The organism is Amycolatopsis sp. MtRt-6, from assembly GCF_017308975.1.
Taxonomy (GTDB): Bacteria; Actinomycetota; Actinomycetes; order Mycobacteriales; family Pseudonocardiaceae; genus Amycolatopsis.
Genome location: NZ_JADWPD010000006.1, coordinates 233,443 through 249,309, shown reverse-complemented (window position 1 = coordinate 249,309; position 15,867 = coordinate 233,443). Strand labels below are relative to the sequence as shown.

The following is a 15,867-nucleotide window of genomic DNA, read 5'->3' as shown; positions in this document are numbered from 1 at the left end:
GGTCAAGGGTTCGCCCGAGGGCGATCAACCTTGACGTGTGAAGCGTACTACAGACGGCCGATCATGACGAGTCGAAGGCGCGACAACCTCTCGCCTGAGCCCTTCCGTGCACCCCCAGGGCACGGAGAGCCAGGCGAGAGGCGAGCCAACTGTAAACCACTGCATACGACGGCTGTCAACATGTGCGTACAGTGGCTTGTGGCTATAGTTTTCCGCGGCTGGATTCCCAGGGGGTGGAGATGGCACGGGAACGCACCTTCGCGGAGCGCCTGAGCGCCCTGATCGAGGCTGCCCGCGTCGACGGCCGGGCACCGCACAGCTATCGCGAGATCTCGGCCGCCGTCGAGCGGGCGGGCGGGCCGGCGATGTCGCCCGCCTACTTGCAGCAGCTCGCCACCGGCAAGCGGGTCAACCCGAAGATCCACTACGTCGAGGCGCTGGCGAGGCTGTTCGGCGTGCCGGTGACGTACTTCTTCGACGAAGAGGCGGCGGCACCGGCGGGTGAGGCCCAGCTGATGGCGATGCGGGCGCAGGAACTGTCCCCGCGGGGCCGCCGGCAGGTGATGGACCTGCTGGAGCTCGTCGAACGCTACGAGCGGGCCGAACGCGAGGGCCGGAGTCCGGAGGGCCCGGGGGAACCCGGGCGATGAAGGAGCGCGAGCTGCGCCGCCGCTGCCGGAAGCTGCTCAAGGAACTGGACATCGGGCCGCCGCTGGACGTCGAGGTGCTGTGCGCGCGGCTGGGCGAGCGGCGCGGGAAGCCGATCCGGCTGCTGGCGTACCCGCTCGAAGTGCCGGGGCCGTTCGGCTGCTGGATCGCGACGTCGGCCGCGGACTACATCTTCTACCAGGCCGAGACGACGAAATCGCACCAGGACCACATCATCCTGCACGAGCTCGGGCACATGCTGGCCGATCACCACCCGCACGGCGACGCCGAGCCGTCGGACTTCCTGCGCGGGCCCGCTCCCGATCTTGACCCGGATGCCGTACACCGCGCCCTGCGCCGTTCGTCCTACGATGACGCGCACGAGTGGGAAGCCGAAACGGTCGCGACGATCATCCTCGAATGGGCGTCGGTCCTGAACTACACGATCCCCCGGCGCGCCGCGGACCGGGATCTCCGCCGGATCCAGGGGGCGCTCGGCGATCACCAAGGGTGGTTGTGAGCACGCTTTTCAGTCCCGTCAACCTGATCGCGATGGTGCTGTTCGCCGCCGCCTTGGCGTGGCGGATCTACCAGGTGACGCGCGCGCCGACCGTGCCGAACTGGGCCGTCACCGCGTGCGTGGCCGGGTTCGCGGCGGCGTTCCTGTTGCAGCAACCGGTGTTGTCCGACGAAGTCGACGCACTGCTGGGCCGGGGCGCGGCCCGGGTGGCGAACAACGCGCTGCTGGCGTGCGGCCTCTGCGCGCTGGTGATCTTCTTCCTCGGCTCGGCGATCGGCCCGCGCCGGTACCGCCGGGTGGTCGTCGAGCTGATCCCGCTGGCGGCGGCGATCACCCTGATGATCGTCGCGATGGACCTGACGCGGCCGGAGCTGCGCGGGCTGCCGCTGGGGCCGTCGACCATCCACGACAGCGGGGTCGCGGTCTTCTACCTCGGCGCCGGGCTGTACCTGATCTACGGCCTCATCGCCTGCGCGGCCTGGATCCTGCGGTATCTGCGGGTGGCGGACCGGAATCTGCGGATCGGGCTGCGGCTGAGCGCGATCGGCCTGGCCGGCGCGGCCGTCGGCAGCATCTGCCGCGCGCTGTACATCGTGGTGGCGTGGGTGTTCGGCCCCGTCGTGAAGATCCTGCTGCTGCTCGGCGTCCCGTTCGTGATCGCCGGCGGGATGCTCTTCCTCGCCGGCGTCACCTACCCCGGGGTGCGGGCGCGGGTTTCGGCGCTGCGCCGCCGCCGTCAGCACCGGCGGGAACACGCGGCTCTCGCTCCCTTGTGGACGGTCCTGGTCGAGGCGTTCCCCAGCATCGTGCTGCGGACCCCGCCGCGACGGCGCGGTGGCGTCAACCGGGTCCGCTACCGCCGGGTGATCGAGATCCGGGACGGCCTGGTGCAGCTGTCGCCGTACCTGGACGCGAACTTCGGCGCGGTCGTCGCCGAAGACCCCGCTGCCGCGGCGGCGGTGTTGCGGGCGGCGCTGCGGCGGCACGCGGCCGGCGAGGCCAGCGACGGCCGCGCCAAGCAGGTCCTGCCCGCCGGGGCGGACGACATCGAATCCGACGTCCGGCCGCTGCTGGCGCTGTCGGCCGCGATGGCGAACGGGAAGTGACGTGGACACCCTGATCACCGCCGGCCGGGTGCTGCCGCGGCCTTCCGCGCCGGTGCGCGACGGCGCCGTGCTGGTGCGCGACGGCGTGCTCGTCGCGGCCGGCCCGCGCGCGGACGTCGTCGCGCGGGCCGCGCCCGGCGCGACCCGGCACGACTTCCCCACCGGGACCGCGCTGGCCGGGCTCTTCAACGTCCACGTGCACCTGGCGTTCGACGCGTCCCGCGAGATGCTGGCCCACTTCTCCGAAGGCGGCGACCCGCTGGACGGCGCGCGCTCGCGGCTGACGGCGATGCTGCGCAGCGGCGTCACCACCGTGCGGGACCTCGGCGACCGCGGGCACCTCGGCGCGGCCGTCCGGCGCTCGTTCGAGGGTTCCGCGGCACCGCGGCTGCTCGTGTCGGGCCCGCCGATCACCGTGCCGGGCGGGCATTGTCACTTTTTCGGCGGCGAAACGGCGTCCGACGGCGAAATCCGCGCCCTGATCGACTCAAACGCGGCCGCGGGCGCGGACGTGATCAAGGTGATGGCCAGCGGCGGCCAGATCACCGAGGGCGGCGCCGACATGTGGGAGTCGCAGTTCGACGCGCGGCAGCTGTCGCTGATCGTCGCGCACGCGGCGTCGCACGGGTTGCCGGTGGCCGCGCACGCCCACGGCGCCGACGCGATCGAGGCCGCCGTCGAGGCCGGGGTGTCGACGGTCGAGCACTGCAGCTTCCTGACCGGGCCGCGCTCCTTCGACCGCCGCACGCACGTGGCCGAGCGGATGGCGGCCGACGGCATCTCGGCGTGCTCGACGAGCAGCCGCAACTGGCGGACGATCGTCGAGAAGCTCGGCGACGACGTCGCGCAGGCGATGTACGGGCGGCTGCCGTGGCTGGAAGAGCACGGCGTCCGGCTGCTGGCCGGGACCGACGCGGGCCTGCCGGGCTCGGTGTTCGACGACCCGGTCGGCGCGCTGGAGCTCTACGAATGGCTCGGCTTCCCCCGGCGCCGGATCCTGGAGATCGCGACCGAGGACAGCGCGGCCGGGCTGGGGCTGGGTGCCGTCACCGGACGGCTCGAAGCCGGGCTCGCGGCGGACGTCCTGGTCGTCGAAGGCGACCCGCTCGCGTCGCTCGCCGCGCTCCGCAACCCGCTGCTGGTGCTGGCCCAGGGCCGGCCCGCCTAGGTCCCCGATCGGGGAATGCCCCGTTTGGTGACAGCGTTTTAAAACAGTGTTACCGTTACGCCACCCCACCTCGAAGGAGCTCCCCGATGCACGGACCCACCCAGCTGTTCACGGTGATCGCGCTGGTGTCGCTGCCGACCGTGATGTACGGCGGCTACGCGCTGATGGGTGTGATGCGCGACCGCAAGCTGACCGAGCACCAGCGCGCGATGTTCCGCGCCGGCCACGCGCACGCCGGCGTCCTGCTGATCCTCGCCCTGGTCGCGCTGCAGATCCTGAGCCGCACGACGCTGCCGGACACGACGTTGTGGATCGGCTGCTTCCTGCTGCTGTTCGGCATCCTCGCCCAGTCGGGTGGCTTCTTCCTGCACCTGATCCCCGGCAGAGGCAAACTCGGCGGGCGCATGACATCCGCCGGCGCGGTGCTCCTGGGCGCGGCCACGCTGCTCACGGCGTACGGGGTCGCTTTCGCCTGAGTGCCGGTCGTTAAGCTGGTGACGTGCCTGAATACCTGCCGACCGCGCCCTCCAAGGGGCTCCGGGACTTCCTGCCCGCCGAAATGTCCGTGCGTACCCAGGTGTTCGGTCATCTCTACGACGTCCTCGAGCGCCGCGGTTTCCTCCGCTACGACGGCCCGATCCTCGAGCCGGCCGAGATCTACGAGCGGAAGTCCGGTCAGGAGATCGCGGACAAGCAGCTGTACACGCTCACCGACAAGAGCGGGCGGCGGCTGGCGCTGCGCCCGGAGATGACGCCGACGGTGGCGCGGATGATCGCCGGGAGCGCGAAGTCGCTGTCGTTCCCGGTCCGCTGGTACAGCCACCCGAACTGCCACCGGTACGAGGCCCCGCAGCGCGGCCGCGTGCGCGAGCACTGGCAGATCAACGCGGACATCTTCGGCTCGGACAGCGCCAACTGCGAGATCGAGATCTTCGAGCTGGTGCACGACATGATGGCCGCGCTGGGCGCGACGCCGGACATGTTCGTGCTGCGCGTCAACGACCGGAACCTGCTGACGTCGGCGCTCACCGACGTCGCCGGGGTGTCGGCCGACCACCTGGCCCAGGTGTTCGCGCTCGTCGACCGCTGGGAGAAGTACCCGCGCGAGAAGCTGGCGGAGAACGCGGGCGAGATCGGGTTGTCGGACAAGCAGTTCGAGAAGCTGGCCGAGACGCTCGACGCGGGCGAGGCGCTGCTCGACGAGCTGCCGTCCGAGGTGCGGGAACAGTCCAACCTGGTCCGCGTGCTGCGGAGCAGCGCCGGATCGCTGGTGAAGTACGAGCCGATGATCGTGCGCGGGCTGGCGTACTACACGTCGACCGTGTTCGAGGTCTTCGACACCTCGCCGGAGAACCGCCGCGCCCTCTTCGGCGGCGGCCGCTACAGCGACCTCGCGTCGATGTTCACGCCGCAGCAGATCCCGGGCATCGGGTTCGGCATGGGCGACGTGACGCTGATCGACTTCCTCGACACGCACGGCCTGACGCCGGCCCCGCGCAGCGAGGTCGACGTCATGGTGATCCCGGTGACCGAGGACCTCTCGGACGAGGCTCGTTCGGTGGCGGCGTCGCTGCGGGCCGCCGGGCTGCGGACGTCGACGCCGATCGAGCACCGCAAGCTCGGCAAGGAGCTGACCCGTGCGGACAAGGCGGGCGCGGTCGCGGTGGTGATCGTCGGCCAGGAGGACTGGGCGGCGGGGAACGTGACGGTCCGGAGCCTGGCGACGCGGGAGCAGAACCCGGTCGCGATCGCCGACGCCGCCGCGGCGGTGCGGGCGCTGCTGGCGTAAATCGGTTCGCCTCCCCTCCGGGGCCCGGGGCATCCTGGGCCCCGGAGGGGGTGGACCGATGATCGTTTTCGAGGACGTGCGGCAGTGGGTCGAGTTCGACCTCGCCGTGCGGCGGGAGTGGCGGTACCGCGGCGGGCGCCGTACCGCACGGGAAGCACTGGCGATCGCTGCTTGCTCGCCGGACGGTCACGAGCGCGAGGCGGCGGTCCGGCGGCTCGCGGTCAGCACCGACCCCGAAGCGCTGCCGCTGCTGCTGATCCGGTGCGTCGACTGGGTGCGGCCGGTACGGGAGCTCGCCCGGTCGGTTGTTCCGTCCGAACTGGACGATTCGGTACTGCGCGCGATGCTGCCGCTGATCAGTGTCCTGCGACGACGTCAGGTCGACGACTGGATGACCACGCTGCTGCGCGACGCACTGCCGAGTGTGCTCGACTCCGCCTTGGCGTCGGACGACCGGGAAAGCCGTCGCTGGGTCCACCGCGAGGCGCTCGGGCTGCTGTCGCGCGAGCGGCTGCTGGAGATCGCTGCCACGCACCCCGACTTCGTGGTGCGTGCGATCTGCGGCAACGCGCTGCTCGACCGCGGCGAGTGCGTCGAGGAGCTGCTGGCGGCCGGGGCACCGAAGGTCCGGGTGCGGGCGTTGACGCTGCTCGGTCCCGAAGCCGCCGTGGCCCACCTCGCGGACCGGTCGTCGGCCGTGCGCACGATGGCCCAGGTACTCGTCCCGGACCCGGCGGCGCACTACCGCGGTTCGCCGGTCTCGTTCGGCGCGGTCGCCGGGCTCGGCGAAACGGGGACCGCCGCCGACGCTGCGTTCCTGGAGGGGCACCTCGCCGACGACCGCCCCCGGATCCGCCGGGCGGCGGTCCGCGGCCTGCGCCGGATCGCCCCGGAGTCGGCTTCGGTACCGCCGTTGCTGACGGACCCGTCGCCGTCGGTGGTCAGGCAGGTGGTGACGTTCCTGCGCGGCAAGCCCACCCTGGTCGACGTCCCGACGCTGCGCGCCCTCCTGTCCCCCGGCCACCCGATCCACACGCGACGCGCGGCCGTCGCCCTCCTCCGCGACCGCGACACCTGGCTGCGCCTCCACACCGACCTCACCCTGCTGCGCGACCCGGACCTGGCCCCCGACGCCCACCAGGACATCCACGCCTGGCTGGCCCACTCGGCGGCCACCTACACCACCCCACCCCCGCCCCTGGCGGCCGAAATCGACACGCTCTGCACGGCCCTCGACCCACCCCTGGCCCGCGAAATCCGCTTCGCCCTCCCGCAACGCCCGTGATCAGCCGGGCATCACGTGTGTCTGGAGAGGCATCACGCGTGATCAGAGGGGCATCACGCGTGATTGGGGAGGCATCGCGCTGATGCCCCTTCAATCACACGTGATGCCCGCCTGATCACGGGTGATGCCCGCTGGGTCACGTGGGGTCGGCGCGGAGGAGGCGGAGGGTGAACGTGGCTCCGGCTCCGGGGCGGGCCGCGGCCGCGATCGTTCCGCCGTGGCCCGTCACCACTTCGCGGACCAACGCCAGGCCGATGCCGAAGCGGCGGCCGTCGCCGTCGGAGCCGCGGGCGAAACGCTCGAAGATGCGGTCCGCGTCGGCGGCCGGGAAGCCGGCTCCCGTGTCGCGGACCCGCAGTTCGACGTGCCGCTCGTCCGGGACGCCGAGCCAGACCTCGATCGAGCCGCCGGGCGGCGTGTGCCCGAGCGCGTTGTCCAGCAACGCCGACAGCACCCGGCGCAACGCCGTCGGGACGCCCTGGACGACGTACGGCCGCCGCTCCCGGGTCACCGCCAAGCTGACCTGGCCCGCCGAGGCGCGCACCGCCTCCGCCGCCACCGCCTCCTCGGCCAGCACGCCCAGCTCGACCAGCTCCAGCGACGGCCGTTCGCCGCACGCCTGCGCCGACAGCAGCAGGTCCTCGACGACCTCGCCGAGCTCCCGCGTGCCGCGGACCAGGTGGTCGAGCTCCGCCGCGTCGCGGCCGGACGCCCGCCGGGCCAGCAGCTGCGCGCGCGTGTGCAGCCGGGTCAGCGGGGCCCGCAGCTCGTGGGACGCGTCCGCGACGAACGTCCGCTGCCGCCGCAGGGCGTCCTCCAGCGGCCGGATCGCCCGGCGGGCCAGCACCCGCCCGCTGCCCAGGGCCGCCAGCAGGGCGAGCACCTCGGCGACGCCGAGCCCGGACACCAGCGACGCGCGGTCCTGGATCTGGTACCGCTCCTCGAAGAACGCCTGCGAGACGACACCGCCGCGGTTCTCCACCCGGAACGTGTACGTCATCCCGTCGATCGCCCGCCGTTCGGTGTGGACGTCGCCGGGCGACGGCACGAACGCGTTCAGCTCGGGGATCGGCATGCCCGCCGGCGGTGGCCCGGCCGGCGCGTGCGCGCTCGGTGTGAACAGCCAGACGCAGCCCGGCGGGGTCGCGCCGGGGCCGAGCTGGATCGTCCTGGCCAGCAGCCGGTCGGCGTCGGCGTGCTGGCCGGACAGCATGATGCCGTACGCGATCGCGCCCGCGACGGCCACGAGCAGCGACACCACGACGGAGATCTGCGCGGTGATCACCCACCGCGCCCGCCGCAGGGCCCGCTCCTCGGGGTCGGGGCTCATACCGCGCCGATCTGGTACCCCAGGCCGTGCACGGTCCGCACCACGTCCCGGCCGAGCTTGCGCCGCAGGTAGTACACGTACGTATCCACAATGGACTCGCCGGTCGAGTCGGCGAACACGCGCGTGCGCAACGCCGCCCGCGGGTGGATCGCCTTGGGCCGCTGCGCCAGCGTCCGCAGCAGCTCGAACTCCCGCCCGGACAGCGTGATCCGCTCGCCGCGCGGCAGCACGACTTCGTGGCGCTGCAGGTCGAGGGCCGCCGTGCCGAGCGGCAGGCACTCGGCGCCTTCGAGGTCGCGGCGGCCCAGCGCGCGCAGCCGCGCCAGCAGTTCCTCGGCCTCGAACGGCTTGACGAGGTAGTCGTCCGCGCCGGCGTCGAGCCCCGCCACGCGGTCGGCCACCTCGCCCAGCGCCGAGAGCACCAGGACCCGCGTGGTCACCGCCCGGGCCCGCAGCCGCCGGAGCAGCTCGAGCCCGTCGAGCACCGGGAGCCGCCGGTCGATGACCAGCACGTCGTAGTGCCCGGTGAGCCCGAGGTGCAGGGCGCGCTGACCATCGTGCGCCGCCTCGGTTTCGTAGCCTTCGTCCGCGAGCAGCTCCCCCAGCATGCCCGCCAGCTCCCGGTCGTCTTCGACCAGCAGCACTCTCGGTTTCGCCGCCGCCTCGCGCACGGATCCATCTTGACAGTTATTTCCGAACTTGAAGAATCAACTTTTCCCGGTCACCGGAACGGGTTCGGCCGTCAGGAGTACGTCGATGCTCCCCTTGCGGGCGTCGCGCCGGTCGAGCCGGCTCAGCAGCGGCGCGGTCATGATCGTGGTGACCAGCGCGACCAGCACCAGCACCGTGAACAACGCCGGCGAGACGATCCCGGCGGCCAGCCCGATGTTGAGCGCGATGAGCTGCATCAGGCCACGCGCGTTGACGAGCACGCCGACGCGCGTCGCGATCGACGGTGGCTCCCCCGCCAGCCGGGCCGCGCCCCAGGACGCGCCCAGCTTGCCGACGATCGCGACCACCACGCACAGCACCGCGAACGCGAGCAGCTTCGGGTCGGCGAGCAGGGCGAACCGCGTGTTCAGGCCGGAGTAGGTGAAGAACAGCGGCAGGAACACGATCCGGCCGATCGGCATGATCTTCGCGAGCACGGCGTCGGCGGCGGGCGTGCGGGGGAACGCGATCCCGACGCAGAACGCGCCGAACACCGCGTACAGGCCGATCACGTCGGTGAACCAGGCGGCGGCGAACAATGTCATCGCGGTGACGAGCACCCGCTGGTCGAGCCCCATGCGTTCGCTGCGCATCGCCTTCGCCAGCAGCCGTCGCCCGACGATGAACACCAGCCCGGCGAACAGGACGCCGCCACCCAGCGCGAGCGCCACCGGCCCGGCCGACCCGGCGTGCATCCCCAGCACGACCGCCAGCAGGAGCCACGCGAGCACGTCGTCGAGCGCGCCGCAGGCCAGCGCCAGGGAACCGAACTTCGTCCCGGCGATCCCGCGTTCGGTGATGATCCGCGCCAGCATCGGGAACGCCGTGATCGCCAGCGCGACGCCGACGAAAGCCGCGGACGTCACCGGTGCGACACCGTCCTTGCCGATGCCGACCCACGACATGCCCACGACCGCGACCCCGATACCGAGCGCGAGCGGCACGAGCGTCCCGGCGGAGGAGATGGCCGCGACCGACTTCCGCGACTTCGCGATGCTGCGCAGGTTGAACTCGTAGCCGGCGCCGAACATGTAGATGACCAGGCCGATCTGGCCACCGACGTAGAGCAGCGAGCGGATGCCGTCGGGGAACAGCGCCGCCTGCGCGTCCGGCAGCAGCAGCCCGAACAGCGACGGGCCGAGCAGCACCCCGGCGATCATCTCCCCGACCACCGGCGGCTGGCCGAGCTTGACCGCGGCCAGGCAGACCAGCCGGACCACCACGAGGATCACCACGACGGCGAGGAAGAAGACCGGTGCCGCTTCGGACGGGCTCATCGGTTGCCTCCGGCGAAGTAGGTCGAGCAAAGGGCCTGGCGACGGGCGTCGAGGACCATGTACGTGCCGAACACGAGCTGGGCGAAGCTGCGCCAGACGTCTTCCCAGCGGTCGCGGACCGCGAGCCACGCCAGCGGTGCGCGCCGGGGCCGGGTCCCGCGTGGGGTGAGCAGCGCCGGACCGCGGTTGGGGATCGAGCGCGTATGCGCGGCCGTCGAGGCCAGGCTGAAGCGGCGCAGTACCTCCTGCGCCACCACCCGCATGGTCGGCGGCGCCAGCCCGCGCGCCGGGCAGGCCCGGTTCTGCGCGACGCCGAACGGGACGAACTCCTCCTTGGCGGACTGCTCGGCGAAATCGGGGTAGCTGAAGCACAGCACCGTGCCGGCCGGGATGGTGAGCTGGTCCAGCTCGATGTCCGCCGTGGAGATCCGGTGCGCGATGCCGAAGAGCGGGTACTGGCGCAACCCGTCGTCGATGACGCCGTCGATGTCCTCCGGGTGGCCGGCGAGCCGCCGCTGGAGTCCGTCGTCCTGCGCGATGATCATCAGCAGGTGTGCCATCGCCTCCGACATCTGCACGACGGCGGTGGTGAAGAACGTGCCCTGCAGGTAGTAGGCCCACTCCTCCGCGGTCAGGGATTCGGGCAGCGGGTGCGGGACGTCGGCGAGGCGCTGCCGGAGGTACTTCGTCAGCCGTGCCCGGCGGCGCATGTTCCGCGGCCGCACGCACTTCAGCGCCGAGACGACGTCGTCGGCGTGCGCCACGATGAGGTCGCGCGCTTGCGGCGGGCACGGCTCGCCGAACACCAGCTCGTAGTACAGCTCGGCCCAGATCGGCATCATCTCGTCGCGCAGCCGCACGAGGCCCGGGCGGACGCCGTCCAGCACGTGCGCGGCCACCCGCCGGGTCAGCTCCTCGGTGTCCTTTTTGGACTTGACGAGGATGTGGCGGGTGCACTTGGCGACCTCGTCGTAGCGCGGCCCGGCTTCGAGGTGTTCCTGGTGCACCTGCGGCCCCGGCGAGAGCCAGTACCAGAACAGGTCGGACAGCGCGGCGCCGCGGCTGCGGCCGTTCGCCGCGGGGTCGGCGTAGACGCGCTTGAAGTCTCCGGCACCGACCTTCGGCCCCGGGATCGTCACCGCTTCCTGGCCGTTGACCAGCGCGAAGATCCGCATCCGCAGCGCGACGACCCGCCCGGGCAGCCAGCCGGTCACCGCCGCACCTGGTCCGGGGTGAGGTCGGCCGGGTGGCGTCCGCCGCACAGCGCGAGGGCCTGGTCGAAGTCGGCCCGCAGCAGGTCGAGCACCGCCGAGACGCCTTCGCGGCCGCCCGCGGCCAGCCCCCACACCACCGGGCGGCCGACGCCGACCGCGTCCGCGCCCAGGGCCAGTGCCTTGACGACGTCGGTGCCGCGGCGGATCCCGCCGTCCAGCAGCACCGGCACCGCGCCCCCGACGGCGGCCGCGATCTCGGGCAGCACGTCGATGGTGGCGGGCACGGTGTCGAGCTGGCGGCCGCCGTGGTTGGACACGACGATCCCGGCGACGCCGTGGTGCACGGCCAGCCGCGCGTCCTCGGCGTGCAGCACGCCCTTGATCAGCACGGGCAGCTTGGTCTTGCTCCGCAGCCACGCGATGTGGTCCCAGTTCAGCCCGGCCGTCATGACGATCTCACGAACATGGCTGCGGCGCGAAGCGCCTCCGTTGAGGGTGGTGGCGGGGGCATGGATGGAGTGGCTGGCGTTGCCGCCGCTGCGGTTTTCGCCGATGTCGCGCAGGTTCTCGACGAACAACCCGGCCGGCAGGTCGTGGAAGGCGTTGCGGTCGTCGCGCTCGCGGCGGCCGAGCACGGGTGAGTCGACGGTGACGACGAACGCCTTCACCCCCGCGCTCTCCGCGCGCCGCACGATCGCCTCACTGAACTCCAGGTCCGGCTGCAGGTAGAGCTGGAACCACAGGCCCGGGTCCGGCGCGACCTCGCGGGCGGCCGCGGCGATGTCCTCGATCGCCGTGTTCGAGGCCATGCTGACGATCATGATCGTGCCCGCCCGCGCGGCCGCCCGCGCGGTGGCGAGCTCGCCGTCGGGATGCGCGAGCCGGTGGAACGCCGTGGGCGCGACGAGGATCGGCATCGAGGACGGCGTCCCGAGCAGCTCGATGCTCAGGTCCCGCTTGTCGCTGCCGCGCAGCACGCGCGGGATCAGCCGCAGCCGCTGGAACGCCGTTGCGTTCTCCCGCAGGGTGATCTCGTCCTGCGCGCCGCCCGCGAAGTAGTCGTAGTGCGCCGGATCGAGGCGCTCGCGGGCGGTGGCTTCGAACTCCGCGATCGTCGTCATCAGAGCTCCCGCGTGAAGAACGCGGTCAGCGGCTCGACGTGCACCTCTTTGTCCCACTCGTTTTCGAGGTTCTCGGTGACGTGGTGGGTCGCGACCAGCTCGCCGCGGCGGTAGTGCCGGACGATCGGGTGCAGGTAGTGGCCTTCGCCGTGGTCGTTCGCCTTGTCCTGGGCGGCGCGGGCGACGAAGTCGAACGGGTCGACCTTGTCGTGGTCCGGGCCGTAGTCGAGGGTGACGACGTAGGCGTCGTCCGGCGGGTTCGCCAGGACCCGGTCGACCGGCACCTCTTCGAGGTGGCGGGCGGTGTCGCCGTCCACGACCACGACGTCGCCGAGGAAGCCGAACTGCTGGTAGAGCCCGGAAGTCCGGTTGATCCGGGTGATGACGGCGCCGGTCAGCGCGTCCGGCTTGGCGGGCAGCTCGGTGTGCGGCCACGGGACGTCGTGGTAGCGCTCGTTCAGCACCTTCACCAGCGCGCGGGCGCCGTAGCGGAAGCCGTGGATGAACGCGCTGGTGGCCTTCTTGAAGTCGCGGACCTGCGTGATCGTGCCGGCGAAGTGGAGGCCGGGCACGTTGACCGACTCCCAGTCCGGGGTCTGCGCGGGGAAGCGGTCGTCGATGGTCAGTTCCGGACGGCAGTCCTCGTCGAACAGTGCAGCGTCGAAGCGGAAGCCGGTGCAGCAGATCACCCGGTCGTAGCGGATTTCCTTGATGACTTCGTCGGCCCGGGCGAAGGCGAACTTGACGTGGTAGCCGTCGGCGTCCTTGCGGACTTCGCGGACGTCGCCGTCGAGGATCGCGTGCTGGAGCTTGAGCTGGTACATGTCGAGGATGCCCGCGTTGTAGGCGCGCAGGTGGCCGACGAAGTGCGTGCGCCAGGCCAGCTTCACCGGCCGCGGCCCGCCGACGTGCACGACGGCGGCCCGCTCGATCAGGTTGTCGGCGGTCTCGAAGGCGGAGTTCCCCTTGCCGAGCACGAGAACGCGCTGGTCGGTGAAGCTCGCCGGGTCGACGTCGACGTCCACGTACTGGTCGATCAGGTCGGCGCCGGGAAAGTCCGGGATGTACGGCTTGGTGACGCCGGTGGCCATGATCAGCCTGGTGGCGCGGAATTCTTCTGCGCCGGCGGTGAGGACGAAAGCTTCGCCGTCACGGCGGATGCGCGTCACCCGGGTGCCGTAGCGGACGTCGAGTTGGTGCTTCGCCACGTAGTCGGCGAGGTAGCGAAGGAGGTCTTCGGCGTCCGGGAAGAGCTTTTCACTGTAGTCCGTGAAGAGGATCGGGTCGTCGTCGCCGTCGGCGAGGATCGAGTTCCAGTCCATCCGGAGGTTCAGCTCCGGGTCGGTGTACCCGGTGTGCTTCTTGTTGATGGAGATGAGGGTCCGGTGCCGCGGGAAGGTCTCGAAGAAGTGCCCGGGCGCGGAACCGGCCTCCAGCACGAGGTACCGGCGCCCGGCCCGGCCGAGGAACTGCGCGAGCTGCACCCCGGCCGGCCCGGCCCCGACGACCAGATAATCGAGCACTTCCTCCGCCACGACGACCTCCTGAGGCTCGGCACCGACCGCGTGATCGGCGCCGAGCCTGCTCCGGAGATCTCAGAAAAGCCTCAGAAGTAAGTTACCTCCCGGCCGCGCGGGCGAGCCGTTCCGGATAGCGCTCTCCCGCGATCGCTTCGGCGGGCGCGGCCGCTTCGATGGCCGCCAGGTCGTCCGCCGTCAGCTCCAGGGAAGCCGCCGCCACGTTCTCCTCGAGGTACTTGCGGCGCTTGGTCCCGGGGATCGGGACGACGTCCTCGCCCTGGGACTGGACCCACGCCAGCGCCAGCTGCCCGGCGGTGACGCCCTTGGCCGAGGCCAGCTCGCGCAGGGCTTCGACGATCGCCATGTTGCGCTCGAAGTTGCCCTCGGCGAACCGCGGCAGGCCGCGGCGCATGTCGTCTTCCGGCAGGTCGGCGACCGACGTCACCGCGCCCGTCAGGAACCCGCGGCCCAGCGGGGAAAACGGGACGATCCCGATGCCGAGCTCGCGGCAGGTGTCCAGGACCTCGCCCTCGATACCACGGGTCCACAGCGACCACTCGCTCTGCAGCGCCGTCACCGGGTGCACCGCGTGGGCGGCCCGGATCGTCACCGCGCTCGCCTCGGAAATCCCGGCGTACCGGATCTTTCCGGCGTCGACGAGGGAAGCCAGCGCACCCCAGGTCTCCTCGATCGGCGTGTCCGGGTCGACGCGGTGCTGGTAGTAGAGGTCGATGTGGTCGACGCCGAGCCGGCGCAGCGACTCGTCGCACGACTGCTTGACGTACGCGGCGTCACCGCGGGCGCCCATGGCGCCGTCGTTCCACACGATGCCGAACTTCGTCGCGAGCACGACGTCGTCGCGGCGGCCGGCGATCGCGCGGCCGACCAGTTCTTCGTTGACGCCGTTCGCGTAGACGTTCGCGGTGTCCAGCAGCGTCACGCCGAGTTCGAGCGCGCGGTGGATGGTCGCGATCGACTCGTCGTCGTTGTCGCGGACGCCGTAGGCCTGGCTCATCCCCATGCAGCCGAGCCCCTGGGCGCCGACTTCCAGGCCGCCCAGTTTCCTGTTCTTCACGCGGAAATTCCCTCCATGCCGGGTTCGATGCCGAGCGCCTTCTGCTCGATCCGGTCGTAGTTCTCGATCTTGTAGTCGAGGATGTCGAGACAGCCCTGCAGCTCGGCGATCCGCTCGGCGACCGACCGCCGCTGCTCCACCAGCAGGGCCTTGCGGCGGCCCGCGCTCGCGACGCCGTGGCGGCGCAGCGACGCGTACTCGCGCATGCTCTTGATGGGCATCCCGGTGGTGCGCAGCTTGGTCAGGAACCCCAGCCAGTTGAGGTCTTCGTCGGAGTAGGCCCGGCGGCCCGCGGTGTCCCGCGCGGGCGGGTCGAGCAGTTTGATGCGCTCGTAGTACCGGAGAGTGTCGATCGACAGTCCGCTACGTCGCGCGGCTTCCGCTATCGAGTAGCTCATGCGCCCGACAGTACGACCTGGAGTGCACTCCAGGTCAAATCTTGGCGCTCGCTTTCCATAACACCGTTCCGATACGCTCTGTGCATGGCGCGACCCCGCACGCACGACGAAGCGCTCCGGCTCAAGCTGCTCGACCGGGCCGGCGAGCTCATCGCCGCCGACGGGCCGAAGGCGCTTTCCCTGCGCAAGCTGGCCGCCGACGCCGGGACGTCGACCACCGCCGTGTACTCGCTCTTCGGCAGCAAACCCGACCTGGTGAACGCCCTCTTCACCGAGGGTTTCCGCCGCTTCGGCGCCCGGATGGCCGGGACGACGCTGACCGGCGACGCCGTCGAGGACCTCGTCGCGCTGGGCAGTGCCTACCGCACGAGCGCACTGGCCGACCCGCACCTGTACGGGATCATGTTCACCAGGTCGATCCCGGGCTTCGAGCCCAACGAAGACGCCGAGAAGCTCGCCCGCGAAACGCTCAAGCCCCTGGAACACGTCATCCGCAAGGCCATCGCCGACGGCGTCTTCCTCGACGTCCCCCCGGAGACCGTCGCGGTCGGCTGCTGGGCGATCGTGCACGGCCTGGTGTCACTGGAGCTGACCGGCAACCTGCCGGAGGAGTTCGACGTCACGACCTCGTACGAAGCGGCCCTGCGCGCGAACGCCTCCGGCTGGCTGCGACCTGGTCGCCGCTGAACGACGCCTACGTGGGAG

General features: G+C 71.4%; 16 protein-coding genes. 8 read left to right on the top strand and 8 right to left on the bottom strand.

Annotation, left to right across the window (positions count from 1 at the left end):
• Positions 1–239: 239 nt before the first annotated feature.
• The 7 genes from I4Q55_RS13650 (at position 240) to I4Q55_RS13620 (ending at position 6,516) form a co-directional block, all read left to right on the top strand.
• Positions 240–650 carry an XRE family transcriptional regulator gene (locus tag I4Q55_RS13650; RefSeq protein WP_206787981.1) on the top strand — a complete coding sequence of 137 codons (411 nt, stop codon included), beginning with the start codon at positions 240–242 and terminating at the stop codon, positions 648–650.
• Positions 647–1,168, top strand: coding sequence for a hypothetical protein (locus I4Q55_RS13645; protein ID WP_206787980.1), 522 nt, complete (start codon positions 647–649; stop codon positions 1,166–1,168). The genes I4Q55_RS13650 and I4Q55_RS13645 overlap by 4 nt, the downstream gene beginning before the upstream one ends.
• Complete coding sequence (locus I4Q55_RS13640; RefSeq protein ID WP_206787979.1) at positions 1,165–2,274, top strand: MAB_1171c family putative transporter; 1,110 nt, start codon at positions 1,165–1,167, stop codon at positions 2,272–2,274. Before I4Q55_RS13645 ends, I4Q55_RS13640 begins: the two co-directional genes overlap by 4 nt.
• A gap of 1 nt (position 2,275) precedes the next feature.
• On the top strand, positions 2,276–3,442 hold the full coding sequence (locus I4Q55_RS13635) for an amidohydrolase family protein (RefSeq protein WP_206787977.1): 1,167 nt from the start codon (positions 2,276–2,278) through the stop codon (positions 3,440–3,442).
• An 86-nt stretch (positions 3,443–3,528) separates the two neighbouring features.
• A complete protein-coding gene (locus I4Q55_RS13630; protein ID WP_206787973.1) occupies positions 3,529–3,918 on the top strand; it encodes a hypothetical protein in 390 nt (129 codons plus the stop codon).
• A gap of 23 nt (positions 3,919–3,941) precedes the next feature.
• Positions 3,942–5,231, top strand: coding sequence for a histidine--tRNA ligase (gene hisS / locus I4Q55_RS13625; protein ID WP_206787972.1), 1,290 nt, complete (start codon positions 3,942–3,944; stop codon positions 5,229–5,231).
• 58 nt (positions 5,232–5,289) lie between these two features.
• Entirely contained in the window at positions 5,290–6,516 is a 1,227-nt protein-coding gene (locus tag I4Q55_RS13620) for a hypothetical protein (RefSeq protein ID WP_206787971.1), read from the top strand.
• A 136-nt stretch (positions 6,517–6,652) separates the two neighbouring features.
• Here I4Q55_RS13620 and I4Q55_RS13615 read toward each other — a convergent pair whose 3' ends face one another.
• From I4Q55_RS13615 to I4Q55_RS13580, 8 genes are all read right to left on the bottom strand, one after another.
• Positions 6,653–7,846 (bottom strand): sensor histidine kinase KdpD, encoded by a 1,194-nt coding sequence (locus tag I4Q55_RS13615; protein WP_206787970.1) that lies wholly within the window; start codon positions 7,844–7,846, stop codon positions 6,653–6,655.
• A complete protein-coding gene (locus I4Q55_RS13610) occupies positions 7,843–8,490 on the bottom strand; it encodes a response regulator transcription factor (RefSeq protein ID WP_206788108.1) in 648 nt (215 codons plus the stop codon). Before I4Q55_RS13610 ends, I4Q55_RS13615 begins: the two co-directional genes overlap by 4 nt.
• A gap of 63 nt (positions 8,491–8,553) precedes the next feature.
• Positions 8,554–9,834: a cation:proton antiporter gene (locus I4Q55_RS13605; RefSeq protein ID WP_206787969.1), complete on the bottom strand. Its 1,281-nt coding sequence runs from the start codon at positions 9,832–9,834 to the stop codon at positions 8,554–8,556.
• Positions 9,831–11,009 carry a cytochrome P450 gene (locus tag I4Q55_RS13600; protein ID WP_242545951.1) on the bottom strand — a complete coding sequence of 393 codons (1,179 nt, stop codon included), beginning with the start codon at positions 11,007–11,009 and terminating at the stop codon, positions 9,831–9,833. Before I4Q55_RS13600 ends, I4Q55_RS13605 begins: the two co-directional genes overlap by 4 nt.
• A gap of 35 nt (positions 11,010–11,044) precedes the next feature.
• Positions 11,045–12,169 (bottom strand): alpha-hydroxy acid oxidase, encoded by a 1,125-nt coding sequence (locus tag I4Q55_RS13595; RefSeq protein WP_206787967.1) that lies wholly within the window; start codon positions 12,167–12,169, stop codon positions 11,045–11,047.
• Positions 12,169–13,704: an NAD(P)-binding domain-containing protein gene (locus I4Q55_RS13590; RefSeq protein ID WP_206787966.1), complete on the bottom strand. Its 1,536-nt coding sequence runs from the start codon at positions 13,702–13,704 to the stop codon at positions 12,169–12,171. The genes I4Q55_RS13595 and I4Q55_RS13590 overlap by 1 nt, the downstream gene beginning before the upstream one ends.
• Positions 13,705–13,786: 82 nt before the next feature.
• Complete coding sequence (locus I4Q55_RS13585; RefSeq protein WP_242545949.1) at positions 13,787–14,710, bottom strand: aldo/keto reductase; 924 nt, start codon at positions 14,708–14,710, stop codon at positions 13,787–13,789.
• A 50-nt stretch (positions 14,711–14,760) separates the two neighbouring features.
• Complete coding sequence (locus I4Q55_RS13580) at positions 14,761–15,162, bottom strand: MerR family transcriptional regulator (protein ID WP_206787962.1); 402 nt, start codon at positions 15,160–15,162, stop codon at positions 14,761–14,763.
• A gap of 84 nt (positions 15,163–15,246) precedes the next feature.
• Between I4Q55_RS13580 and I4Q55_RS13575 the strand changes: the two genes are divergently transcribed.
• The gene (locus tag I4Q55_RS13575; RefSeq protein ID WP_206787960.1) at positions 15,247–15,849 is read left to right on the top strand and encodes a TetR/AcrR family transcriptional regulator; all 603 of its coding nucleotides are present in this window, start codon (positions 15,247–15,249) and stop codon (positions 15,847–15,849) included.
• Positions 15,850–15,867 lie beyond the last annotated feature (18 nt).

What these genes read in the sequence shown, in the direction of transcription:
- I4Q55_RS13580 (WP_206787962.1), bottom strand. Translation starts at nt 15,162, where the DNA reads ATGAGCTACTCGATAGCGGAAGCCGCGCGACGTAGCGGACTGTCGATC.
- I4Q55_RS13630 (WP_206787973.1), top strand. Translation starts at nt 3,529, where the DNA reads ATGCACGGACCCACCCAGCTGTTCACGGTGATCGCGCTGGTGTCGCTG.
- I4Q55_RS13650 (WP_206787981.1), top strand. Translation starts at nt 240, where the DNA reads ATGGCACGGGAACGCACCTTCGCGGAGCGCCTGAGCGCCCTGATCGAG.
- I4Q55_RS13595 (WP_206787967.1), bottom strand. Translation starts at nt 12,169, where the DNA reads ATGACGACGATCGCGGAGTTCGAAGCCACCGCCCGCGAGCGCCTCGAT.
- I4Q55_RS13585 (WP_242545949.1), bottom strand. Translation starts at nt 14,710, where the DNA reads ATGGGGATGAGCCAGGCCTACGGCGTCCGCGACAACGACGACGAGTCG.
- I4Q55_RS13645 (WP_206787980.1), top strand. Translation starts at nt 647, where the DNA reads ATGAAGGAGCGCGAGCTGCGCCGCCGCTGCCGGAAGCTGCTCAAGGAA.
- I4Q55_RS13615 (WP_206787970.1), bottom strand. Translation starts at nt 7,846, where the DNA reads ATGAGCCCCGACCCCGAGGAGCGGGCCCTGCGGCGGGCGCGGTGGGTG.
- I4Q55_RS13620 (WP_206787971.1), top strand. Translation starts at nt 5,290, where the DNA reads ATGATCGTTTTCGAGGACGTGCGGCAGTGGGTCGAGTTCGACCTCGCC.
- I4Q55_RS13600 (WP_242545951.1), bottom strand. Translation starts at nt 11,009, where the DNA reads ATGCGGATCTTCGCGCTGGTCAACGGCCAGGAAGCGGTGACGATCCCG.
- I4Q55_RS13575 (WP_206787960.1), top strand. Translation starts at nt 15,247, where the DNA reads ATGGCGCGACCCCGCACGCACGACGAAGCGCTCCGGCTCAAGCTGCTC.
- I4Q55_RS13605 (WP_206787969.1), bottom strand. Translation starts at nt 9,834, where the DNA reads ATGAGCCCGTCCGAAGCGGCACCGGTCTTCTTCCTCGCCGTCGTGGTG.